The sequence below is a fragment of the Paenibacillus sp. FSL A5-0031 genome (assembly GCF_001956295.1).
Lineage (GTDB): Bacteria > Bacillota > Bacilli > Paenibacillales > Paenibacillaceae > Pristimantibacillus.
Map to the genome: position 1 here is coordinate 92,071 of NZ_MRTD01000021.1, position 24,521 is coordinate 116,591.

General features: G+C 46.3%; 22 protein-coding genes. 2 read left to right on the top strand and 20 right to left on the bottom strand.

The window, feature by feature from the left end:
• Nucleotides 1-11: 11 nt before the first annotated feature.
• The 7 genes from BK120_RS28220 to BK120_RS28250 all read right to left on the bottom strand — a co-directional run bounded on the left by BK120_RS28220 (nucleotide 12) and on the right by BK120_RS28250 (nucleotide 8,472).
• Entirely contained in the window at nucleotides 12-2,192 is a 2,181-nt protein-coding gene (locus BK120_RS28220) for a RelA/SpoT family protein (protein ID WP_076270827.1), read from the bottom strand.
• Nucleotides 2,193-2,390: 198 nt separating this feature from the next.
• Nucleotides 2,391-2,921 carry an adenine phosphoribosyltransferase gene (locus tag BK120_RS28225; protein ID WP_076270828.1) on the bottom strand — a complete coding sequence of 177 codons (531 nt, stop codon included), beginning with the start codon at nucleotides 2,919-2,921 and terminating at the stop codon, nucleotides 2,391-2,393.
• Nucleotides 2,922-2,943: 22 nt separating this feature from the next.
• Nucleotides 2,944-4,962: a single-stranded-DNA-specific exonuclease RecJ gene (recJ, locus tag BK120_RS28230; RefSeq protein WP_083682559.1), complete on the bottom strand. Its 2,019-nt coding sequence runs from the start codon at nucleotides 4,960-4,962 to the stop codon at nucleotides 2,944-2,946.
• Between the two features lie 32 nt (nucleotides 4,963-4,994).
• Nucleotides 4,995-5,912: a cation diffusion facilitator family transporter gene (locus BK120_RS28235; RefSeq protein ID WP_076270829.1), complete on the bottom strand. Its 918-nt coding sequence runs from the start codon at nucleotides 5,910-5,912 to the stop codon at nucleotides 4,995-4,997.
• 101 nt (nucleotides 5,913-6,013) lie between these two features.
• Nucleotides 6,014-6,928, bottom strand: a complete 915-nt coding sequence (gene secF, locus BK120_RS28240) for a protein translocase subunit SecF (protein WP_076270830.1) — start codon at nucleotides 6,926-6,928, stop codon at nucleotides 6,014-6,016.
• Nucleotides 6,918-8,150, bottom strand: a complete 1,233-nt coding sequence (gene secD, locus BK120_RS28245; RefSeq protein ID WP_076270831.1) for a protein translocase subunit SecD — start codon at nucleotides 8,148-8,150, stop codon at nucleotides 6,918-6,920. The genes secF and secD overlap by 11 nt, the downstream gene beginning before the upstream one ends.
• Before the next feature lie 82 nt (nucleotides 8,151-8,232).
• A complete protein-coding gene (locus BK120_RS28250) occupies nucleotides 8,233-8,472 on the bottom strand; it encodes a post-transcriptional regulator (protein ID WP_076270832.1) in 240 nt (79 codons plus the stop codon).
• 221 nt (nucleotides 8,473-8,693) lie between these two features.
• Between BK120_RS28250 and spoVB the strand changes: the two genes are divergently transcribed.
• Nucleotides 8,694-10,271: a stage V sporulation protein B gene (spoVB, locus tag BK120_RS28255; protein WP_076270833.1), complete on the top strand. Its 1,578-nt coding sequence runs from the start codon at nucleotides 8,694-8,696 to the stop codon at nucleotides 10,269-10,271.
• 58 nt (nucleotides 10,272-10,329) lie between these two features.
• Here the strand turns inward: spoVB and BK120_RS28260 are convergent, their stop codons facing one another.
• Entirely contained in the window at nucleotides 10,330-11,049 is a 720-nt protein-coding gene (locus BK120_RS28260) for a YetF domain-containing protein (protein WP_372239030.1), read from the bottom strand.
• Nucleotides 11,050-11,308: 259 nt separating this feature from the next.
• Here BK120_RS28260 and BK120_RS28265 point away from each other — a divergent pair, with 259 nt between their 5' ends.
• On the top strand, nucleotides 11,309-11,704 hold the full coding sequence (locus BK120_RS28265) for a TIGR04086 family membrane protein (protein ID WP_256711052.1): 396 nt from the start codon (nucleotides 11,309-11,311) through the stop codon (nucleotides 11,702-11,704).
• 57 nt (nucleotides 11,705-11,761) lie between these two features.
• Here the strand turns inward: BK120_RS28265 and yajC are convergent, their stop codons facing one another.
• The 12 genes from yajC to thrB all read right to left on the bottom strand — a co-directional run bounded on the left by yajC (nucleotide 11,762) and on the right by thrB (nucleotide 24,518).
• Nucleotides 11,762-12,079, bottom strand: coding sequence for a preprotein translocase subunit YajC (gene yajC / locus BK120_RS28270; RefSeq protein WP_076270836.1), 318 nt, complete (start codon nucleotides 12,077-12,079; stop codon nucleotides 11,762-11,764).
• Nucleotides 12,080-12,093: 14 nt separating this feature from the next.
• The gene (gene tgt, locus BK120_RS28275) at nucleotides 12,094-13,227 is read right to left on the bottom strand and encodes a tRNA guanosine(34) transglycosylase Tgt (RefSeq protein ID WP_179089915.1); all 1,134 of its coding nucleotides are present in this window, start codon (nucleotides 13,225-13,227) and stop codon (nucleotides 12,094-12,096) included.
• A gap of 22 nt (nucleotides 13,228-13,249) precedes the next feature.
• Nucleotides 13,250-14,296, bottom strand: coding sequence for a tRNA preQ1(34) S-adenosylmethionine ribosyltransferase-isomerase QueA (gene queA, locus BK120_RS28280; protein WP_076270838.1), 1,047 nt, complete (start codon nucleotides 14,294-14,296; stop codon nucleotides 13,250-13,252).
• Nucleotides 14,297-14,306: 10 nt separating this feature from the next.
• On the bottom strand, nucleotides 14,307-16,427 hold the full coding sequence (locus BK120_RS28285) for a SpoIID/LytB domain-containing protein (protein ID WP_076270839.1): 2,121 nt from the start codon (nucleotides 16,425-16,427) through the stop codon (nucleotides 14,307-14,309).
• Nucleotides 16,417-16,884: a thiol-disulfide oxidoreductase DCC family protein gene (locus BK120_RS28290; RefSeq protein WP_076270840.1), complete on the bottom strand. Its 468-nt coding sequence runs from the start codon at nucleotides 16,882-16,884 to the stop codon at nucleotides 16,417-16,419. The genes BK120_RS28285 and BK120_RS28290 overlap by 11 nt, the downstream gene beginning before the upstream one ends.
• Nucleotides 16,885-16,890: 6 nt before the next feature.
• On the bottom strand, nucleotides 16,891-17,892 hold the full coding sequence (gene ruvB / locus BK120_RS28295) for a Holliday junction branch migration DNA helicase RuvB (protein WP_076270841.1): 1,002 nt from the start codon (nucleotides 17,890-17,892) through the stop codon (nucleotides 16,891-16,893).
• 19 nt (nucleotides 17,893-17,911) lie between these two features.
• Nucleotides 17,912-18,547, bottom strand: coding sequence for a Holliday junction branch migration protein RuvA (gene ruvA / locus BK120_RS28300; RefSeq protein WP_054027250.1), 636 nt, complete (start codon nucleotides 18,545-18,547; stop codon nucleotides 17,912-17,914).
• Nucleotides 18,544-19,047 (bottom strand): crossover junction endodeoxyribonuclease RuvC, encoded by a 504-nt coding sequence (gene ruvC / locus BK120_RS28305; protein ID WP_076270842.1) that lies wholly within the window; start codon nucleotides 19,045-19,047, stop codon nucleotides 18,544-18,546. Before ruvC ends, ruvA begins: the two co-directional genes overlap by 4 nt.
• A gap of 161 nt (nucleotides 19,048-19,208) precedes the next feature.
• Nucleotides 19,209-19,856, bottom strand: a complete 648-nt coding sequence (locus tag BK120_RS28310) for a BofC C-terminal domain-containing protein (RefSeq protein WP_076270843.1) — start codon at nucleotides 19,854-19,856, stop codon at nucleotides 19,209-19,211.
• A 196-nt stretch (nucleotides 19,857-20,052) separates the two neighbouring features.
• Complete coding sequence (locus BK120_RS28315) at nucleotides 20,053-22,455, bottom strand: LysM peptidoglycan-binding domain-containing protein (RefSeq protein WP_076270844.1); 2,403 nt, start codon at nucleotides 22,453-22,455, stop codon at nucleotides 20,053-20,055.
• Between the two features lie 201 nt (nucleotides 22,456-22,656).
• Nucleotides 22,657-23,526 (bottom strand): prephenate dehydratase, encoded by an 870-nt coding sequence (gene pheA, locus BK120_RS28320; RefSeq protein ID WP_076270845.1) that lies wholly within the window; start codon nucleotides 23,524-23,526, stop codon nucleotides 22,657-22,659.
• Entirely contained in the window at nucleotides 23,523-24,518 is a 996-nt protein-coding gene (thrB, locus tag BK120_RS28325) for a homoserine kinase (protein WP_076270846.1), read from the bottom strand. Before thrB ends, pheA begins: the two co-directional genes overlap by 4 nt.
• Between the last annotated feature and the right edge of the window lie 3 nt (nucleotides 24,519-24,521).

A 24,521-nucleotide genomic window follows, 5' to 3' on the forward strand; every position in this document is an offset into this window, starting at 1 on the left:
GAGCAAAACGATTATTGCATAATCCGTTGAACAGAATAAATATCCTGCACTCGTTTGATCTTCTCAACGACCGAAGTAAGGTGCTCGACATTGCGGATAAGCACCGTCATATGAATATGCGACATTTTGTTTTTTACAGAACGTCCGGTTACAGCTGAAATGTTCGTCTTGCTTTCGGATACAGCCTGCAGCACTTCATTCAGAAGGCCTCTGCGATCGTGTCCGGTTATTTCGATATCGACGCTGTAATTGGCATCGATATTATCTTCCCACTCTACCTCTATTACGCGTTCGCCCTCTTCGCCCTGATCGCCGAAAGGAATGTTCAAACAATCCATTCGGTGGACTGAAACGCCGCGACCGCGAGTAATGTAACCAATAATGGCATCTCCCGGAACAGGATTGCAGCAGCGTGCAAAACGAACGAGCAAATTGTCGATGCCCTTCACAGTCACGCCTTGATTCGGACGTGATTTGCGATTGCCCGGCGATTTTATTTCCTTGATTTCGCTTGTAAGCTCAATCTGGCTTGCCAGCTCGGCCTCTCTGCGCATCTTCTCGGTAAGTTTCGTGCAAATTTGTGCAGCCGTAATTCCGCCAAAGCCGATAGCGGACATCATATCCTCAATATCGTTAAATGCAAACTTCGCGGCAGCCTCCTGCAGCTTATCTTCCTGCAGCCATGCGGAAGGCTCAAGCCCCAAACGCTTCAGCTCACGCTCAAGCAGGTCCTTGCCTTTTGCTACATTTTCTTCGCGACGCTCTTTCTTGAACCATTGCCGAATTTTGCTTCTAGCATGTGAGGACTGCGCAATTTTCACCCAATCCTGACTTGGTCCATAAGAATGCTTCGATGTTAATATTTCAACGATATCTCCGGTTTTGAGCTTATGGTCAAGCGGCACAATTCGACCGTTCAGCTTCGCGCCAATCGTTCGATTGCCCACTTCGGTATGAATCCGGTAGGCGAAATCAAGTGGTACAGAACCAGCTGGCAGTTCAATGACTTCACCGCTAGGCGTAAATACAAACACGAGATCGGCAAAGAAGTCCATTTTTAGCGACTCCATAAACTCCGACGCATCGCGCGCTTCATGCTGAAGCTCTAATATTTCTCGGAACCATGACATTTTATCTTCAAAGTTGCCGCCTGGTACAAGCGAACCCTCTTTGTAAGCCCAATGTGCCGCAATTCCGTATTCTGAGGTGCGATGCATTTCCCAAGTACGAATCTGTACCTCTGTAGGCTCTCCATTTGGCCCTATAACGGTCGTATGCAGCGATTGATACATATTCGCCTTCGGCATCGCGATATAGTCCTTAAAGCGGCCAGGCATCGGTTTCCAGAGCGTATGAATAATTCCGAGCGTAGCATAGCAGTCCTTAATATTATCAACGATTATTCGAATAGCAAGCAGATCATAAATCTCCGTAAACTGCTTGTTGCGATCGGTCATTTTTTTGTAAATGCTGTACAAATGCTTAGGGCGACCAGAAATATCACCTTCAATACCCATTTCTTCGAGCTTCTCGGTAATCCGGGAGATGACATCGTCAATAAACTGCTCGCGTTCCGCACGCTTCTTCTTCATCAGATTGGCGATACGGTAATATTGCTGCGGGTTCAAATAACGAAGCGCAATATCTTCCATTTCCCATTTGATAGCTGAAATACCGAGGCGATGAGCAATCGGACAAAATATTTCCAACGTTTCATAAGCGATACGACGCTGCGCTTCTTCCGATTGGAACTTCAGCGTGCGCATGTTATGAAGACGGTCAGCCAATTTTATTAAAATGACGCGAATGTCCTGAGCCATGGCGACAAACATTTTACGATAGTTTTCGTTTTGCTGCTCTTCTTTAGAACGAAATTGAATTTTTTCGAGCTTCGTTAGACCGTCTACCAGCATCGCACAGGTTTCGCCAAATTTCGCACGCACCGTCTGCAAATCAACAGTTGTATCCTCAACGACATCATGGAGCAATGCTGCGATAATGGACAGCACGTCCATTTGCATATCAACAAGAATATCCGCCACCGCTACGGGGTGCAGAATATATGGCTCTCCCGATTTCCGTACTTGTCCGTGATGGGCTTGCTCCGCAAAGTCATAGGCTTCCTGGATGCGTATAAGGTCCTGCTCTTTCATATAGGCGGATGCCTTCTCGAGTAAATGCTCAATGCCCATGAAACGTCCCTTTCTGATTACACTCCTGGCGGATCCCATTCATGCGTTTTCCGAGTTTTTATAATATTATGCCTGTAATCACAGTACCGCGTCAACTACCAGAGACCTCCAGCAATAAAATAAAACCGCCTGACCTTCTCGCAAAATGCGAATAAGGGGGATAGGCGGTCATTTTATAGAGCAATCTTGCTGCTTGAATTATGAGTAAGTCATTAGTGAGAATACATCGATTCCTTTAAGCTTCTCACGGCCAGTTAAGTATGCAAGCTCAATTAGAAAAGCTGCGCCTACTACTTCACCGCCAAGCTGCTCAATCAAATTGATTGATGTTGCGATCGTTCCGCCTGTTGCAAGCAGATCGTCAGCAATGAGTACGCGTTGGCCCGGTGTGATTGCATCCTTGTGCATAGCCAGTTTATCCTGTCCATACTCCAAGTCGTAGCTTGCTGTAATCGTCTCGCCCGGCAGCTTGCCGCTTTTGCGAATCGGAGCAAAACCTACGCCTAGCGCAATCGCCAGCGGTGCGCCTACTACGAAGCCGCGAGCTTCTGGTCCTGCAATGACATCAATTTTCATATCCTGAACGGCAACTCGCATCTCTTCAATCGCAGCACGATATGCTCCTCCATCTTTCAGAAGCGTCGTAATATCTTTGAAACGGATACCTGGTTGCGGGAAATCAGGAATTACCCGGATGTAATCTTTGAAGTTGTATTGTGTGTTGGACACTTGAGGTCAACCCTTTCCATTTCTAACTATTCATTATCATTTGTGTTGCTTCAAATTGTGCTTTTGCTTCTCGGTAACGTTCAGAAGTAGCTAAATCACGTTTCTGAGGTGAGGCTGCTGCATGCATCAAACCATTGTCTCGGTTAATAAATTGCAGCTCCTCGAATACTGCCAGCATAAGCTCAACCGTCTCTAAGGATAAACCACTTTGCTTCGATAAGCGAGCATTTAATCCTTGAAGCGGAACTTGCCCCAGCTGTTTCAACAGTTGATACACTTTGCCGAATTGCTCGCGCTCTGGAAATTCAACAGCTGCGGGATCAAAATGCACATCATGCAGTTGAAGCTGAGGTTTGCGCTGTCCATTCCACTCATTAACAGATAATTCGCCGACAACATCAATTTTGCTGCCCGGCTTTAATCCTTCTGCTAGCATTCCCATACTGAAGCCGATACCGTCTAATAGACGACGGCCGCTTCCAAGCGATAGCTTTAAGTGTCTAGACTCCTTGCCTATCTTACGACGATCTGCAAGCTCCGTCTTCTGAAACAGCAATCTTGGCGATGGATTTCCCATCCCGAACGGCTCAAGCTGTGAAAGCTCGGTAATCGTATCGAGAGTGGCTTCGCTAACCGAGCATACAAGATCAACTGACGTTTTGGGAATCCAATCGTCAGCGCTCAGCCATTCAGCAGCCAGCTCGCCAAGTTTCTGTTCAAATTCAGATAGTCGATCGCGATGAAGACTCATTCCAGCAGCGGCCTGGTGTCCTCCGTAATGATCGAGCAGCTCGTCGCAAGCTGTAAGGGCTGCATGCAGGTCGAAGCCTTCTATGGAGCGCGCAGAGCCTTTACACATCCCTGTCTGCTCATCTATCCCAAGTATAATAACAGGCTTATAATTGCGTTCAAGCAGTTTGGAGGCAACGATACCGATGACGCCAACGTTCCAGCCTTCGCCTGAGAGCACAATGACTGGCGGAGGTGCTGCATTCGCGGCTGCAGCATCGTCGCATTTGGTCTGCCACTGCAACTCGGCTTCCTTCACGATACTCTCCACTACGCGCTGCCGTTCTTTATTTAAACTGTCCAATCCGATTGCAGTCAAAATCGCATTGTCATAATCGTCGGTTGTGAGCAGTTCGACTGCACGTTTCGCATGATCGAGCCTTCCAGCTGCATTAATGCGAGGCGCCATTCCAAAAGCAATGCCTGTCGCAGTAATACTGTCCAGCTCAATGCCGCCAGCCTCTGCCAGCGCTCGGAAGCCTACTCCTGCGTGATTTTTCAATCGTTCTAAGCCGCAGCGAACAAAAATACGATTCTCGTCTTTAAGCGGCATTAAATCCGCTACTGTTCCAAGACTCACAATGTCGGCCCACTCAAGCGGAGGACGCTCTAATAGCGCATGCGCCAGCTTGAATGCAACGCCTACGCCTGCAAGTCCTTTGAACGGATAAGCGCAGCCTTCTTGCTTCGGATTAACGACTGCTGCAGCATTTGGGATTTGCTCTGGCGGCTCGTGATGATCAGTAACAACGACATCAATCCCGAGCTGCTTCGCATAATCAATTTCTTCAACAGCGCTGATGCCCGTATCAACCGTAACAATTAAACCGATGCCCTCTTCAGCAGCCAGCTCAATCGCTTTTTTGTTTAATCCGTAACCTTCCAAAGCACGATGAGGAATATAATAATCAAATTCATAATTTAATGATCGAAATAAATGTACCAATAAAGATGTGCTTGAAACACCGTCCGCATCGTAATCACCATATATCCTTATTTTCTCATTGCTTGCTGCTGCTCGCTTTATTCGTGCAACGGCAGCCTCCATTCCAAGCAATAAATAGGGATCATGAAAATGCTCCACTCCGCCTCGCAAAAAACGTTCAGCCGCTTCGGTATCATCAAAGCCGCGCTGCACAAGAAGTCTCGCTACTAGAGGCGGCAAACTCAGATTCGCTGCCAAATCCTTCGCTTTTGCTTCGTCGTCAGCAGTCCATGGCGCTACAGCCCATCTTGTCTTCCTTTGAATCATGCTGCTTGCTCCTCTCCTGCTGTTTGCTGTTCTTATTGCAGCAGTGTCGGCATCTGCTCCTGATTCGGATCATGATTAGACTTATAAGGATAACCAGGATCATAAGGCTCAACGAAAATCGATACATCCGTGACATGTATAAAACGTTTCATGACGAGCTGCTTTACCCTTTTGGCAATCTCTTGACCCTCAAGAACAGAAATGCGTGGATTTACACTAATAACCATTTCTGCAATGACATAATGACCATGCTCTTTCGCTCGCAAGGTTTGCACAGTAATGACTCCATCAACACGTTGAATAAGCTGCATCAGTTCATCCGGATTTTCCTCTGAAGTCTTGCTATGTTCGTCTTTTCGCATAAAGACTGTAGCCATTCTGTAGCCGTTTACGATAACAATGACCGCAATAACGATCGCTGCCGCCGGGTCAAAATAATAGAGCACCGGCACATTCAACATTTTACCAATTATTGCTCCGCTTGCACCCACTAATGCTGCGACTGAACAATAAAGGCCTGTCATTCGATCCTTCGATGGAAAAAACAGCTGCTGAACGATTAGAGCAAGCGCGATGGCCACTGCCGCACTCCAGTGCGGAGCGCTCGTTACACGATCAGAAAGGTCTCTAATGGCAGATATGCCGATTTCGAGCCCAACGATGAGAAGGACGACTGACAACAATATCGTTGTAGCCGTCTCTCCTCTTAAATCTACTGGTACCGCTTTGGCACCCGGGTTTGCCATTTTTCGCTGCCGGCTTGCCCTCAAACCTGAAAGGGCAACAACTCCTGCAGCGACCTCAGCCGCTGTTCGAAATGCATCCGCGAGCAGCGCTTTGCTTCCTGACAACCATCCTATTACACCTTTAAATAGAGCCAGCAGCATGTTTCCCCATAAGCCGGCCCAGCTTGCGGACTCTGCTTTTACATATCGCTGTGTGGTTGACATTTATACCTCCTAAAGGTTTTGCGCATGCAAAACCACTTCGTAAGCATGTACTTAGGTTTTGCGCATGCAAAACCACTTCGTAAGCATTCAACTGCTTATTATTAAGCTGTTTTCTTAACAACAGCCTTCGGCTTTTGTCTGCCTTTTAGCATTAGCCATAGCGGGCTCGCGATACAAATGGACGAGTACGCACCGCTTGTAAGACCAATGATTTTTGCAAGGGCAAATAGCTTGATTGACTCGCTTCCGAAGATGAACAAACATACTGCAACGACAAGTACTGCTAATACAGTATAGATATTACGCGCCATTGTTTGCCAGATACTTGCGTTAACCATCTCAGCGAGCTGCTCACGGTTTTTATATTGACCAAACCGAAGATTTTCACGAATCCGGTCAAAAATAACGATTTTATCATTGATAGAATAACCGATAGTGGTCAACACCGCCGCAATAAACGGAAGATCAACTTCCAGACGGAATATCGAGAACAACGCGACAACGACAAAAGCATCATACAAAATCGCTATGTTCGCAGCTAGTGCGAAGCGCCATTCAAAACGAATCATGACATAAATCATAATGGCTACGCTGGCAATCAGTACTGCCCAGATCGTTTTGATCCCAAGCTCCTGCGCCATGTCTGGCGATACGACGTTAACCTCAGCCGATACTTGATCACCATACTTCGCTTTAAATAAGTCTTGAATTTCAGTAATTTTGGCTTGTGTAAGCACTTCGTCAAAACGAGCCGTTACACGTTCTTCACCTGTACCGCCAACTGTAGGCGTGATGCCTTCGATTCCTGCTTTCACAAGAATTTCTTTCGCATCCTGCTGGGTAACTGCTTTGCCTACTGAAATATCCATATTCGTACCGGCCTTGAAATCAACACCGAAATTAAGGCTGAAAAAAAGCAAAGACAAGATGCCGATTACGGTTAACGTGATCGAGAACAGAAAGAACTTATTGCGGTTCCCGATGAAATCATAACGAATTTTTGTATTAAAGTTCACGGATTTCTGCCTCCTTCACACCATAGTAGCTTGGTTTTGTAAACAGGTTGCTCTTAATAAGGAGCATAATTAAAAAGCGGGACAAGAAGATGTTTGTCAGCATACTTACCAAAATACTGAAAATCATCGTTAATGCAAAACCACGAATCGCTCCGTTACCGATAAAGTACAATACTGCACTTGAAATGATGTTCGTAATGTTCGCATCCATAATGGTACGGAATGAGTTTTTCGATCCAGCTTTAAGCGATGAAAGCAAGCTTTTTCCGCTTCGAATCTCTTCCTTAATCCGCTCATACATGATGATATTCGCATCGACCGCCATACCTATACCAAGCACAAAGGCGGCTATACCTGGGAGTGTTAGGGTCGCATTCATTAAATTAAATACTACGATCAAGAGCCAAGTATAAGTAATTACTGTAATACCAGCTACAATGCCTGGAATACGGAACAAAATAACAAGGAATATCAAAATAATGACTGTTCCGATAACACCCGCCTCAACGGTGTCTTTCAAGGAAGCTAGTCCTAGTTTAGCGCCAACGCTTTGCGTATATTTCTCAGTGAGCTTGAGAGGCAATGCGCCGAGGTTAATCATATCGGCCATTTCTCTCGCTTCATTTACGGTATATTCACCTGTAATTGTCGCTGATCCACCTGAAATCGGTTCTCTTACGGATGGTCTGGAAAGCTCTTTATCATCGAGATAGATCGCTAAGTACGAACCGATCAACCGTGTCGTAATTTCCTCGAATTTTTTCGCATCCTTAAGTTCGATCGTAACAAAAGGTTTGCTTAAGTTGTCATAACCAACACCTGCGCCATTTTGCTTAAAATCGCTGCCGTCCAGCTCGATCTTGCCGTCAGGTCCGCGGAACGTTAAATTAATTGGTTTGGCAAGAATCTCTCTTACTTCATTCTCGTTCGCAACTCCTGCAAGTCTCAAACGAATACGGTTTGAGCCTTCAGTTGTAATTTCCGGCTCCACAATACCGAGCTCGTCAATCCGCTTTTCCAAACTTTTAGCCGTTTCCTTTAGTGATTGCGGTGTTACAGCTTCTCCACCTTCAAGCGGCGTAGCTTCGTACAAAACCTCAAATCCGCCTTTCAAATCAAGGCCTAGCCTTACGTCTTTCACTAGCGATGGGCTTGTCCAAGCGATAACGCCAAACATAATGACTACGATCGCAAGGAAGGCAATTATTCTCTTCCCGAACATACGTCTAAATCCCCCTTATGATCTCAATATTCCTATTATACAGACGGGACAAAATCGAGTCAAAAAAAAAGAAACCGTCAATTTAAAATTGGGTTCCTTTGTATGCGCTTATCGTCATGAAATTCATAAATTTCATAACTTTTAAAGATAAAATATCATTTACTAATTCATGCAGCTCGGGCTGCCCCGATTTGTTATATTTCTGGCTAACGCATTCCCAAACCTCTTGACCCGTTACATGTTCGTAGCCAATGAGATGAAATTCCTCCGCTTTGCTGTTGCATAGCTCCTCAATCATACGATTTAATTCTTCGTCTGCCATGCTGCGCCTCCCAAAAGCTTATGACATAAAGCTGTATCCCATCTATTCGCTGTACCTCTGCCTTTTTCCTGCCCGCTTCATTGCTAATCTATAAATTGACTGACATGGAACTGGACATGCCGAGCATAAAGATGATAGTACATGCTTGTCTAAACACTTCGACTCACATCAATATCAGGCAGGATTTGGTTATTTCATGATAGAGAAGAGGGTACAACATAATGACAAAACGATCGGATCAAACAAAGCAAAACTTTATAAAAGGCGCCATGATATTGCTTGCCGCAGGTTTAATTAACAGGCTGCTTGGTTTCATACCTCGCATTGCCCTCCCCCGTATTATGGGGGCAGAGGGTGTTGGATTATACCAGCTAAGCTATCCGTTTCTAACTGTCATGATAACCCTCATCACAGGAGGCATTCCGCTTGCCGTTGCCAAATGGATTGCTGAAGCGGAGTCGCAAGGCGATTCCAAACGAGTAAAGTATATTTTTCGAACGGCAATGCTCCTCGTTACTTCGCTAGGCATATTGTTGACCGCACTCATGCTTCTTTTTGCACCTTGGATAACGAAGCATGTGCTGCCGGATGCCCGAGTATACCGCACCTTTATGGTTATGACGCCTATGCTGCTCATTATTGGCATATCTTCAGTTTATCGAGGTTACTTCCAAGGCAAACAGAACATGATTCCTACCGCGGTATCTCAAATCGTAGAAACCTTGCTGCGCATTGTTGCATCGCTATCATTTTCCTTCATGTTCCTGCCCTATGGACTTGAATGGGCGGCTGCCGGCGCTATGCTTGGAGCCGTGCTTGGAGAGATCGGCGGCCTCGCCGTACTGCTTTGGAAATACTACAGAGACAAATCCCGCATCAAACAAAAAGCTCTCAGTCAACCAAATGAAAAACCAGGAAAAAACATTCCTGTATTGCGAAAATTACTTAGCTTATCCATTCCCGTTACAGGCAGTCGATTAGTCGGCTCCTTCTCCTATTTGCTGGAATCCATCTTTACCGTTCGGAGCTTAGCGGCGGCAGGAATTACAACGGGCGTCGCCACAGCGCAATACGGAGCATTGCAAGGAATGATCATACCGCTGCTTTTACTGCCAACAGCATTAACCTACTCTCTTGCTGTTTCTTTGGTACCCTCCTTATCCGAAGCGGCTGCACGCGGAGATCATGCGTTAATTCACAAACGGCTGCATCAATCGATGAGGCTTGCACTTGTTTCAGGGGCGCCTTTTGTTGTTATTATGGCTTTGTTAGCTGAACCGATTTGCCGTATCGTTTATAACCATGTCGAAATAGCTCCGATGCTCCAGCTCATCGCTCCCGTTGGCATTTTCATCTATCTCCAGGCTCCTCTGCAAGCAGCACTCCAAGCACTAAATAAACCGGGAACGGCATTAATTAACACATTAATTGGTGCGGTGGTCAAGCTATTTCTTATTGTCCAACTTGCATCGAATGCTGATTTTGGAATTTATGGAGCTTTAATCGCCATTAATGTTAATATCGTACTCGTCACATTATTGCATGGCATTAGCGTATTGCGGTTCATTGGCTTCCATATGAAAGTGCTTGATTTTGTAAAAGTTGGCACCGCTATGATTATTATGGGAGCTGCCGCTAAGTTTACGATGAATCATGAACCGCTATCCATGGAATGGGTAAATTTACTTCTTGCATGCGCAGCTAGCGTAATCATTTATTTAATTTTGATGATCGTAATGAAAATCATTGATCGCCACGATATGGCGCGTATACCATTGTTTGGAGCTTGGTTTAAATAACAATGGTAAGGTCGTCGAATGATAAAAACCGCGGTAAAGAAAGGGAAAAGCCCTCTCTTTAACGCGGTTTTTTGTCGTGCGTATCAATAAACAACTTCCCTTTATAGTCAATCGTACAAAAAAACACGTCCTTAAAATCGAAGACGCCTCTTTCCTGCAATACATTTTTTAGCCAAAATCTTGTCTTTTCAAGATTTTCCAAGTTTTTGTCCTGCACCTTGCCATCCATAATAAGCGGGACAGGCAATATCTCAAAGCGGTATTTCGGTGGAAAAATATTCGTTTGATTGTACTGCTTCAGCTTTTGGTCGGATCGCTCTGATTCCTGATCTTCATTACTGCCCTCTTCAGAATCATCAGCATTTTCCTTGGGTATGACGGACAGCTTACCGCTCGTCTCCAAAATCGCAAATTCAACATCCGATACAGCACTGATTTTATTTTCCCTTAACTGCAGCATTAGATCATCCAGATTGTACCGCTGCTTGCGCATAACGTCACTATTCAACTTGCCCTTGTCAATAATTACACTTGGTTTGCCATCAAACAGCAGCCTTAGCTTTCGACTCTTCATCGTCATAAAAGCACTGCCTACTTGAATAATCATCAAAACGACCATCGGTAAGATGCCTTCCCACATCGCCCGCTCCATGTCTTCAATAACAATGACTGCAATCTCAGCAATCATGACTGAAATAACGAGATCGAACACGGAAAGTTTACCGATTTCTCGTTTCCCCATAAAACGCATGATCAGAAATACGACGAAATAAATCATTATCGTCCGGATCAACAGGCCCCAAAATTCCAAAGGAAACCGCCTCCTCGTCTTTATCATTCGAGCTGATGCCAGCTGCGTTTTGTCCGTAAAGCTATTCTGACCTACGTGTTACAACATCATACTCCTGCTGTTTATACGAATATATGGCAATGAGGAATATGCTGCTCATAAATACATACTGACAAGCTGATTCCTGTACTATTCTACCTAGCTTGACCATATGGATAAGTAATACGTTCATAACGCTGGGGGGAATATGATGAGTTCGGTTAAACAAGCACCTAAGCCGCCTTTAATCGCTTCACCTTTGCTTGCCGGAGTGCTTTTTTCAATCATTTGGCTAGCAGTAGGCGCATTGCTGCTCTCACTGCTTTTGCATTTTACGGCAATGAAGGAAAGCAGTCTGCCCTCTAACGCCATGCTGGTTCACGGCTTCGCAGCACTAGCGGGGGGCTTTACATCAGGAAGACGCTCTGAGAACAAAGGCTGGTATAATGGCGCATTGCTCGGTTTGCTTTACGGCGTAATCGTTATCATTATCAGCTTTCTTGCATCAAATGCTTCCTTATCCGTACACAGCATCCTTCTTCTAGGCGCTGCTCTCCTATCAGGCGCATTTGGCGGTATGATTGGCGTAAATATGAAGAAATGAACATTTACAAAAAAAAAAAACCGACTGACATGCAAGCATGTCAGTCGGTTTTTTTAATTATTTCTCTAAATCAACCGACGCTGGTGCGGAGTTGATAATTGTATTAATTGCGCTGCGCTCAAATGTCATTTTAGTTGTATCGTTGACACGAATAACAACCGTATCGTCACTCAGCTCAACGACTGTGCCATGCAATCCACCAATTGTTGAAATTTTATCGCCTTTCTTCAATTGGTTAAGCATGCTTGCACGAGTCTTTTGTTTCTTCTGCTGCGGACGGATAAGCAAGAAATAAAAAACCGCAAACATAAGCACAAAAGGCCAAATCATTTGTAGGATATTTGTTGATCCTGCTTCACCTGCTGCTTGCAACATCGAAATCCCTCCTTTCAAAACCCTTTCTCATTATCGAACAGGCCGTAGCTTGTGAAGAAGGAATCCCGGAAATCCAAAAGCCGGTCATCCATGATCGCTTGCCGAACGTCCCGCATGAGTTGTAGCAAGAAATGCAAATTGTGATAAGTCGTCAGCCTCATACCGAACGTCTCATCCGCTTTAATTAAATGCCGGATATAAGCTCTGGAATAATTCGTGCATGTATAGCATGAGCACTCTGGATCCAGAGGACCATAATCCTCAGCGTACTTCGCATTACGGATGACGAGTCTGCCTTGGCTTGTCATAGTTGTCCCATTGCGAGCAATACGCGTTGGCAGAACACAATCGAACATATCAATACCGCGGATAGACCCTTCAATTAATGCATCCGGCGATCCAACTCCCATAAGGTAACGTGGTTTATTCGCTGGCAAAATGGGAACCGTATAGTCGAGCACATCATACATCAGATGTTTAGGCTCTCCAACACTCAGTCCACCAATAGCATACCCCGGGAAATCCATGGAAGTCAAATCATTTGCGCTTTGAATACGCAAATCTTTGTACATCCCCCCTTGAACGATAGCGAACAGCCCTTGGTCATGCGGTCTTGCGTGAGCCTTAAGGCAGCGCTCTGCCCAACGTGTCGTACGCTCCAACGATTTCTTCACATAGTCATGCTCGGCAGGAAATGGCGGACATTCATCAAATGCCATCATAATATCAGAGCCAAGAGCATTTTGAATTTCCATCGCTACTTCTGGTGAAAGAAATTTTTTGTCGCCATTGAGATGGGAACGAAAGTGTACGCCTTCCTCGGTAATCTTACGCATTTCGCTAAGACTAAAAACTTGGAATCCTCCGCTGTCTGTTAGAATTGGACGATCCCAGTTCATGAACTTATGCAATCCACCAGCATTTCTTACAATGTCATGTCCCGGTCTTAGGAACAAATGGTAAGTGTTGCTCAAAATAATTTGAGCATCCATCGCTTTCAGCTCTTCTGGAGCCATCGTTTTCACAGTAGCTTGTGTTCCTACCGGCATAAAGGTAGGCGTCTCAATCACACCATGCGGAGTGTGTACACGTCCTAGTCTTGCTCCTGATTGTTTGCATTGTTTGATTAATTCATATTTTACAGCCACAATTCACGCTTCCTATTCCTAATTAGTAAATAAACATGGCATCGCCAAAGCTGAAAAATCGATATTCATGAGCAATCGCTTCTTCATAGGCGTGCATGACAGCATCTCGTCCAGCCAGCGCACTTACAAGCATAACGAGCGTTGACTTTGGTAGATGAAAATTGGTGAGTAATGCATTGACAAGCTTAAACTCGTAACCTGGGAAAATAAAAATAGATGTCCAGCCGTTGCAAGCTTCGATTTCTTTTCCTTCAAAGCGAGCAGCAACAGTTTCCAGCGTGCGAGATGAGGTTGTCCCTACAGCGATAATACGTGCTCCGCTCCGTTTGGCTTCATTAATTATTGCGGCATTTTGTTCATTCAGCTCATAATACTCTGCATGCATTTCATGATCCTCAACAAGGTCGACGGACATTGGACGGAATGTGCCTAGTCCAACATGCAGCGTTACGTAGGCGAGCTTAACGCCCTTCGCCTGCAGACGCTGAAGAAATTCATCTGTAAAATGCAATCCCGCCGTTGGTGCTGCTGCCGACCCCGCATGTTTGGAATACACGGTCTGATATCGCTCGCGTTCTTCAAGCCTTTCCTTGATATACGGAGGCAATGGCATTTCTCCAAGACGGTCAAGCAGCTCCTGGAATATCCCCTCATATTCAAACCGTATCGTACGTCCGCCCATTTCGCCTTCTTGCAGAACAACAGCGCGCAGCAGCGGATTGCCTGCACCATCATCTCCAAAGGATAGAGCGGTGCCGACCTTTAAACGTTTTGCCGGTTTTCCGAGCGCATCCCAGCTGCCATCCTCGAGCTGTTTCAATAACAACAGCTCAATCTTAGCGCCCGTATCGCTCTTCATCCCCGTCAACCTGGCTGGAATAACTCTAGTGTCATTTAGAACTAGGACATCTCCAGGCTTAACATACTGCTCTAAATCCGTAAATCTATTGTGCGTCAATTCGCCTGTTTGCTTGTTTAATGCAAGCAATTTCGAGGCCGTTCTGTCAAGCAATGGCGTCTGAGCAATTAAATGTTCCGGTAATTCAAAATCAAACCATTCTACGTTCATATCGATTCAATCATTCCTTAGCGATGGTGACATCTTTGTAGTAGTATTTCAAAATATATTGATAGTCATACCCTTGCTGAGCTAGGCTTAATGCTCCGTATTGCGATAATCCGACCCCGTGTCCGTTGCCAGACCCTACAAAACGGAACGAAGGCTCCTTCGTAGCTGCGCGAATATTACCGCTGCCATCTAATATAAACAAGTTAGCGTTAACCGCCTCTGTTTTTGCGCCTCCGGCACTAATCATATAAACAGGATTCGAATCCGACGGCTTCGTACGTGTTGCTGATCCAGCACCAAGCATAGCAACCTTCGCAGTTTCCTCAATCTGGAACAACGTACTTGGCAAAGACCCTTGTACACCTAGTGCAGCACGATAATCAATTGGATAAGTAACAGCTAGCTTTTGTCCATTTGCTGTAATTTCTGTCGCACGTCCTGAAGCGCCGCGCTGGCTCACTTCGAGTGATTTGAGCGGACCTGAGACGGGAGTCTTCACTTTGCCGTTAATCGTTGTTAACATTTCTTGTGCGCTGTAAGGACCACGTATCCAAGTCATTGAATTGGATTCTACACTTTTATCCAGCACAACGACCCGTGTTCCGTTGTCAACCGTTGCAATGACAGGGATCGTATCCTGAATAAGTGGATGCTTGCGCACTTTTGTGCCGTTTGTATTTACTAGCATGATACGACTTCCTGCTGCTGTCGTTTCTCCTGTCTCGGCTAGTAAATCCTCTCTAATATAACCAATAGCTCCGCTAGGGACAACAACGCGGTACCAATTGTTCAAACCTACCTCCGATGAAGCGTCCGGGCTTTTGACAGCCTGCATATAAGGAACTGCATTCCCCCACGCTTCTTTGGCATCAGCCGTAAATCCACCACTGTTGGCTGAATAGATCGCATCAATAGCTTTTCCATTGTACATTGCAACTTCGCCTGCTGTCTCTTCGACGGCAGCAATGGTTGATGGCCGCTCTGAGCCTACACCGTAATAAGCTTGGCTTAAAGTCGTATCCACGACATGTGCAATCTGGAAACCAAATCCTCGATTTAAGGCATAAGTGCGTGCAGCAACCGCTTGTGCCTTAAGTGCTTCGATCGGCCATGTAGGGTACATTTCCACACCTACAACGGAATATAAATATTGTTCAAATGGAAGTTCATTTACGACTGCCATCCGTCCATTTAATATACTAAGCTCAAATAGTCCTCTATAGCTGCGAGCGCTCCGCTCGTTTAGCTTAATTGGATCATTCCCGATTGGAGACACCGTAACCTTCGTGTCGTTGCCAGCAAACAAATACAGCTCAGAACTGCTTTCAGCTTTGGCAGTTACGGTATGGTCATTTCTTATGAGCAAGTAAGCCGAACTAGCATCGGCCTCCTTCAAAGCCGCTCCGCCTGAAGCATTTGCGGCAGCTGCTTTAACAATTTGCAGCTCAGCAGCTGATACAGCCGCCCCTACCATTACCGAGTAGTACGCTGATCCATTTTGCTGTGAACGAATAGCAACATAGGCATCGAGGCCAACTGCGCCGAAGCCGCTTGCTGCTGCTATCGCATCCGCTTTGCTGGTCAAAGGAGCGCTCTCCAAATGAAGTGGACCTTGAACTACCGAGTTCGAGCCGCCAACTAGCTTAGACAGCTCACTGTCACCCTTCCACTTCGTTTGTGCAGTAACAGCTTCTGCAGCTGTTTTGTATGTACCTTCAATAACCTGATAGATGATTGCACCATTTTTTGAAAGGGAGGTTATAAAAGCAGTACCTTTCAAAGCTTGCAAACGTTTCTGTACAGCTAGAGCTGAAGCAAACGTGGAGCTCTCGTACACTTTGACTTTAAAGCTGTCAACTGCGAATCGAGCTGTAGCTGCTCCATCTACATTAAACCAATTATTGATGCCATCAGGCTGCCTTACACCGATGCTCATTCCACCCGTTGATGAAAATGTGGCAGCTGCTGTCGTATCATCGTATTTCCCAGGCAATTGCATGAACAAAGCAACTCGGATATTGTCGAGCTTTGGCACTGCTGCCTGTGATGGAGAGCCTGTCCATGCTGTAGCAAGCAGTACAATTGCGATCGTCATAATTAAGTAACGCTTCATATTCCGTTTAATTGACATTCCTGTTGTTCTCCTCCCTCTTCTGCGGCAATTCGCAGCCATTAACGGAACAGCTTTGTTCTGTAGATCCAAACCATTCATATCTTCTTTTGGCTACAAATTTGTACATACGATTTGCTATGCTTTTCATACCAGGTATTCGATAAATTACTGATAGCCAGCGAAAGCCCTTTACCGTTCTTAATATACGGACAATTCCATCCGCACCAGCAAAGAGCTGCCCCTGCTCATCAGCAACATGCATTTTCTCATACAACTCATCAAATTTCAACAAACCAACGGAAGGAATTAGCTGTTCCGTACTGCCTGCTGCCTCCAACTGTTGAATTTGAACATAATGCAAATCCGCTTTAGAATGAAGCTCCTTCAGCTTCGCAATGGAACCCAGGCACAGATTGCAATGGCCATCATAGATAACATAAAGTTTCTCAGCGGCACCTTTGGCTCTGGAACTCATGGCGTACTACCTCCCCGGTATCGGTAGACCTAGGTGACGATAGGCGTTTTCCGTAGCAATCCGGCCTCGCGGCGTTCGCTGTAAAAAACCGATTTGCATTAAATACGGCTCATAGACATCCTCAATCGTTTGGCTTTCCTCGCCTATCGTTGCTGCGATTGTATCAAGGCCAACTGGCCTGCCGGCAAAAGTAGTCATCATCGCTTGCAGCATTTTGAAATCGATGAGATCGAGTCCCATTTTATCTACCTGCAGCAACTCAAGCGCCGAACGCGCGATGTCATGTGTAATCACTCCGTCGCCGCGCACCTGCGCGAAATCACGCACTCGTTTAAGAAGACGATTCGCAATCCGCGGTGTTCCTCGAGACCGCATTGCAATCTCAGAAGCCGCTTCACCTACAATGCTGACGTTCAATATTTCTGCTGTTCTGGCAACGATAAACGCAAGCTCATCCATCGTATAAAATTCTAAACGGCTCACTACACCAAAACGATCACGAAGCGGTGCAGATAAAAGCCCTGCCCTTGTAGTCGCGCCAATCAAGGTAAAAGGCGGTAAATCGAGTCGAACCGATCGCGCGCTCGGCCCTTTGCCAATCATAATATCGAGTGCAAAGTCTTCCATTGCCGGGTACAATACTTCTTCTACCGTGCGATGAAGGCGATGAATTTCATCAATAAAGAGTACATCGCCTTCCTGCAGGTTCGTGAGCAGTGCGGCAAGATCACCAGGACGTTCAATCGCAGGTCCGGATGTCGTGCGAAGGCTCACTCCAAGCTCATTGGCAATAATGTTCGACAAAGTCGTTTTACCAAGACCCGGGGGGCCATACAGCAGTACATGATCAAGCGCTTCTTTACGCAATTTTGCTGCTTCAATATATATTTTCAAGTTTTCCTTGGCTTTTGTTTGCCCAATATATTCGGCTAAATAACGGGGACGCAAGCTGAGCTCAACTGCCTGATCTTCCATCATCAGGTTGGCGGAAATGATTCTATCATCCATCTGCCTTCATCTCCCTACTTTAACCTTTAAATAGCTGCTGCAAAGCCCGCTTCATCAAAGAATCGACTGATTCCTCCGCCGTAACGCTATGCTGCAATCCATTCCATGCTTTATCAAGCTCCGCTGCTGTGTAGCCCAGCGCAGCAAGCCCTTCCCTTGCTTCCTGCCAAGCGGTGCCTGCGCCTTGACCTGAATGCCTGCTCGATGTGAGATCAAGCGCAACACCTGCTGCAGTCAAAAGACCTCCATCCAGCCCCGCCCCGATCAGCTTGTCCTTTAGATCTAGAATCATCCGCTGTGCGGTTTTTTTCCCTATGCCCGGAAGCTTAATGAGAAACGCTATATTTTCCTGCTGAATAGCGGCTATAACCGCATCCGGTCGACCACCTGACAAAATGCCCAAAGCGACGCGCGGACCAATGCCGGATACCTCCAGCAGCTTCCGGAACAGCGTCTGCTCCTCTCTCGTCTCAAAGCCAAACAACAAAACAGCATCCTCGCGAACGTTATGATGAATATAGACGACGACGGGCTCTTCTTTTTTTGCAAATGCATACGGATTAGGAGTAAATACACGATAGCCGGTATCTCTTACGTCCAGAACGATATATTCGGATTCTAGATGGACGACATTGCCTCTTAAAAAATCGATCATGAACGTTTCACCTCATTTATTTTCTGATTGAGTACAACCGAGTGCGCATGACAGATCGCAACAGCGAGCGCATCGGCAACATCATCGGGCTTCGGCACTGCCGAAAGCTTCAAAAAAACCTTAACCATTTCTTGCACTTGTTTCTTCTCCGCTTTGCCATAACCAACAACCGCCTGCTTTACTTGAAGCGGCGTATACTCTCCAATAGGCAATCCGCGCTGCGCAGCAGCCAAAATAATAGCGCCTCGAGCCTGCGCCACATCAAAAGCCGTCGTCACGTTTCGATTAAAAAACAGTTTCTCTATGCCCACAGTATCCGGCTTATATTTATCCATTAAAGCGCCCGCAGACTCGTAAACTTGCAGCAAACGCTGCTCTGAAGGCGTATGAGCTTCCGTCTGAATCGCACCGTATTGCACGGGCGTAAGCTTGTGTCCGATCTTATCTATGAATCCAAATCCAACGATCGCATAACCAGGGTCAATTCCAAGAACGCGCAAACGGTCATCTCCTCAAAATAACTGCTTTCTCCACATACTCACTGAAAGTTGCTTCATCCATTATAGCAAAAGATGGCGTGAATGAGAACGCGCGTTTGATATTTCAGCCTTTAGACATAAAGAAAGGAGATCGCACGATGATGTGCGATCTCCTTAGTTACTTACTCTTGCTGATAGGCTGGGTTCATAACTTTCTGATTTTGCTCAATAGCATAGTCGCTATAGGTGGATAGAACACTATTATATTCTTCCATGTCGGTTATCCGAATCCCTCTGGTAAGCTGGTCCAGCTTATCCTGTGGCAAACTGCTCTCCATATAGCGTACATCGAGTTGGAAAAAGGTTCGAACGACCTTTTCTTTTTTTGGAGCTCCGTCATAAAGTGTAAGATTCCCTTTCTTGTCGACGCCCATATACGCATTCGCTTTACAATGATCGGACAAATCCTCAATACGCTCTTCAAACTGAACGGTGCCCTGTTCTTGATTCAACATGACCTTCCACTCTGGATGTGCAAGCACAAGCTGAACGATCTCTTTACTCACCAATTGACCTAGCAACTTCGATTCTTCGCCGCACACATATACGAGGCGCAGCTTTGCAGAGAGCGCTCCATCAAGCTTCTCCAGCTCTTGAATTACGCTCGTTTGATTCGCTGTTGGCTTTGGTGCAGCTGTGACAACATTTTTATTAGCGATAAAGAGCCAACCTGCTAGCAAGCAAAACATAATAACGCCTAACATCCAAACGGGACGCCGCTTTCTCTTTAAACGTTTCTTTAAGTTTTTCCAAAGGCTGAATTCCATCATAGGGAAGACCCCTTCTTTATATTTTTTGATAGTATGCGCCATAATTACATAAATATTCAAAACGATTTACTTGTAAGAATCCATAGTTTAATCTGCTTGTCCGATACTTGTTTTTTCAAAAAAATGATTAGCATTATGTATTCATAATAAAGAAAGCCCCAAAGGACAGTAGACCTTTGGGGCAGCATGTATTCTTTTAACGATTGATCCAAGGCTGATTTCCACGTTTTTTCGGTTTATTAGGCCGTGTGGAAACTGTTCGAATAACTGCTTTCTTGTTCGATTTCTTTGGTACAACTATCTTTGCTGGTTTTTCAATTTGTACATCAGCCGCCTTTGCGGTGTTTTGATCAGAACGATTCCCTTTACAGCCGCAATCGTCTTGATTCATATTGCCTACACCGGCTGTTTGAGGCCAACCCTGATTAGATGGAAACTGCTGTGAGTATGGGGAAAAACCTGCTACAGGATAACCATAACCGCCATCATTTTGCACTTGAACCGGCATTACATTCCCATGACCCCCATGACCATAGCCGGAGCCATAACCATACTCAGGCTGCATGCTCGATGGGAAAGCCATTCCTTGGTTCGGCTGTGTTGCAAACGGCGATACCATACCTTGGTTCGGCTCTGTTGCAAATGGCGATACCATCCCTTGGTTTGGCTGCGTTGCAAACGGCGATACCATCCCTTGGTTCGGCTGTGTTGCAAACGGCGATACCATGCCTTGGTTTGGCTGCGTTGCAAACGGCGATACCATGCCTTGGTTTGGCTGCGTTGCAAACGGCGATACCATGCCTTGGTTCGGCTGTGTTGCAAATGGCGATACCATGCCTTGGTTTGGCTGTGTTGCAAACGGCGATACAGCGCCTTGGTTTGGTTGTGTCGCAAATGGCGATACCGCGCCTTGGTTTGGTTGTGTCGCAAATGGCGATACAGCGCCTTGGTTTGCTTGTGTCGCAAATGGTGATACAGCGCCTTGGTTTGGCTGTGTCGCAAATGGCGATACCGCGCCTTGGTTTGGCTGTGTCGCAAGCGGTGATACACTGCCTTGGTTCGGCTGTGTTGCCAGCGGTGATACACTGCCTTGGTTTGGCTGTGTCGCTTGCGGGGACACCTTACCTTTATTCGGCTTTGTTGCCAGCGGCGATACCATGCCTTGGTTCGGTTGTGTTGCCAGCGGCGATACCATGCCTTGGTTCGGCTGTGTTGCCAGCGGCGATACCATGCTTTGGTTCGGCTGTGTTGCCAGCGGCGATACCATGCCTTGGTTCGGCTGTGTTGCCAGCGGCGATACCATGCCTTGGTTCGGCTGTGTTGCCAGCGGCGATACCATGCTTTGGTTCGGGAAAGCAGAAGTTCCGGCTACCATTTGACCATTTTCCTGCATGCCATGCTGAAGTGGATTTATCATTGGATAACCATAACCCCATTCAGGGCCAACGCCCATAGGCATGCTGGATGGAGATGGATAACTTCCAACAAATACCATACCTGGCGGACACTCAAATTGCGCCTCGTTTCCTTCATGCATTGGGCTTACCGTACTTCCGAATGGCACAGGTTGATGCCAATCTCCGTAACCGTAGCCATGTTCCATGTGAGCTGGCATGGTCATTGGTTGACCAAATCCATACCCCGACTGAATTGGCATGGTCATCGGTTGCCCATAACCATATCCCATCTGAGCTGGCATAGTCATCATTGGCTGATGATGCCCATATCCTCCGTAAGTAGGCTGTTGTGCAGCTGGCGAGATTGCTTCAGGTGCTTTTGGCAAATCATACAAGGATAATGCTTCGGTTGCTGGAATGCCATATTGCTTGAATAAATCAACATTTGGCTTGTATTCGGAATGAATTGGTTTTAGCTTTTTCTCAACAGGCTTTTCGATTGGCAGTGCCTTTTTGGCTGGCTCAACTGCTGCCGCTTTAGGGGCAGGAAGAGGAGCTGGTTCTACTGGCTTCAAAATAGGTGCTGTTGGTTTTTTCTCTTGAACAGGTGCAACAGGCGTTTCAGGAGCAGGGGCTACCGGTGCTGGTGCAATAGGCGCAGTTGGCGTCTTGCCTGCAATTGGAGCTGTTGGTGTTTTTCCAATAATAGGCGCTGTAGAAAGCTTTCCGACCCAGCCCTGTACCCCTTGCATGATTGAGCTTGGGTGAAGGGCATGATGACCTCCCGTATTTTGTGCCACGCTCTGTCCAGCTTGTTGTCCAGTACCTCCAGTACCTTGGCCACCAGTTCCTTCAGTCATGGTTTCGCCTACTTTAGGGATATTCACAACTTCACCAGTAAGCAATACATTCGGATTTTTGAGCTGCGGATTCGCTTTAATCATATCCGCGAGCGGCACGCCCCAAGCTTTCGAGAGCTTCCAAAGGGTATCACCTTGTTTCACAATATGCTGATGCATGATGTCCATTCCACCTCCTGCGCCGCCCGTATGGCTTGAAGGTATTTTCAGCTTCATGCCAACATCAATGGCGTCCGGATTCGTAATACCCGGGTTCAGCTTCAAAAGCTCTTCGAGCGATACATTATACTTTTGGCCGATAAAGTATAACGACTCGCCCTTCTTCACAATATGGATTTTCACTCGTTGTTAACCTCCTGTCACGTTCTGAATAACCAGGCACTGCTAATGCCTATTATCAATCCTTACATCCTATGCAGAATATGGGCAGGTGTCTCCACTTTCACAAAAAAAATAGTAAAAAGCCGAGTTCACCCATCAGAGTGAACTCGGCTTTCTATTCATGTATCGTTTCATTCTACGCTTTAGAGCAACCAGCTATGCTTATTTCTTGAATTCAGTAAAGCTTGGATAGCTTCCTAATACGCGAACCTGACATCCGATTGCTTCAATTTCTTGAATAGCTGAAGGAAGCAAAACGGTATCAAGAGCCATATCAATGTCGATGAAGAAATAATAATTGCCGAGCTTCTTCTTGGTCGGGCGCGATTCAATTCGGGTCAAGTTGATTTTGCGCCATGCAAAAGCAGAAAGAACCTGGTGGAGCGCTCCCGGGTAATCCTCTGGCAATGTAATTAAGATGCTCGTTTTTATATGATCGGATTTACGATCGGTATATGGCTCTGAGCCGACCAGCAAAAACCGAGTGTAATTATTATCATGATCTGTAATCTCACTTGCGAGAACATCAAGCTTCTCGTTCGCAGCAGCTGTCATCGTGCCAATTGCTGCCAAACCGGCATTCGGGTTGTTTTGAACGATTCTAACGCCCTCAGCTGTACTGCTGACATGTTCTGTAACCGCATGCGGAAGATGTGTACGCAGAAATTGCAAGCACTGTGCGATCGCTACAGGATGGCTGATCACTTTAGTAATACGTGAGTAGTCCATTTCCCCATTATCGTTTAACAGCTCAGATTGACGGCCAATCAAATTTTGAATGGAGGGGTACACCCACTCCGCTTGAATCGGAATATCAACCTCATGTACAAGCCAATCCATATGAAGGCTAACAGAACCCTCAATCGTATTCTCGATCGGAATGATGCTGTAATCACTTATTCCATTGACAGTAGACAGGAACACATCGGAAATTAGCCGATGATGCTTCCAGTTTATTTCTTCACCGCGGAATAAATGTCTTGCTGCCTCATCCGATACAGATCCAGCAGGTAAAACCGCTATCGTCTTCATCGCTTCATATCTCCTTTAATTCGATCCGGAAGAGGAATCGCAGGCTGCGAAGAAATTTCCTCTATCGTAATTTGAGGACCTTGAGCGCTTGGCGACAGCCATAGCGTATTCGCTTCAATGCCCTCCTGCTTCAGCGTATCAAGCAGAAATGTTTCAAGCATGGATTCGCCCGAGCTGTGTGCAGCACCGGCTTCCGTATCCTCAACAAATGCAATCAGCGTCGGCCCTGCTCCGCTTAGCGCAGCACCAAGCGCGCCGTGCTCTACCGCGCGCTCCAGTATAGTTGCCATGCCGGGAATCAATGCTGCACGGTAAGGCTGGTGCAGCCGATCCTTCATCGCATGGCGAATCATACCTAGCTCGCCGCCAGCAAGCGCTGCGACGAGCAAAGAGCTGCGGCTGACGTTAAATATGGCGTCAGCCATACTGATTGAAGACGGAAGCGCATGACGCGCCTTCTCCGTCGACAGCTGAAAGGCTGGAATCGCGACAAGCGTCTTCAGCTTGTGATGCGGCTCAATTCTAACATAATCTGCTCGCTCCCCATCCCAAGCCGAGACGACAATGCCGCCGTATAATGACGCGCCGACATTGTCCGGATGACCTTCCAGCGCTGTTGCCATTTGGAACAGCTTATCATCCGTGAGCGGACCGCCAATCAATGCGTTCGCAGCAACCAGAGCGCCTACGATTGCTGACGCACTGCTGCCTAGTCCGCGAGTGAGCGGAATATCGCTGTGCATCGAAATCGAGAGCTCTGGCACGGATACGCCTGCTTCTTTGAACACAAGCTGCGCAACCTTATAAATTAAATTCGTTTTGTCCTTTGGCAATCCATTCATTTGATCGCCGTAAAACTGGAATTCCGTTTGTTCAGAGATGCTCATTTCAATCCATGCGTATAGCGAAAGAGCCATCCCAAGCGTATCAAATCCTGGTCCGAGATTTGCTGTACTTGCTGGTATTTTTACGATTACTCTGCGATTGTTCATAAG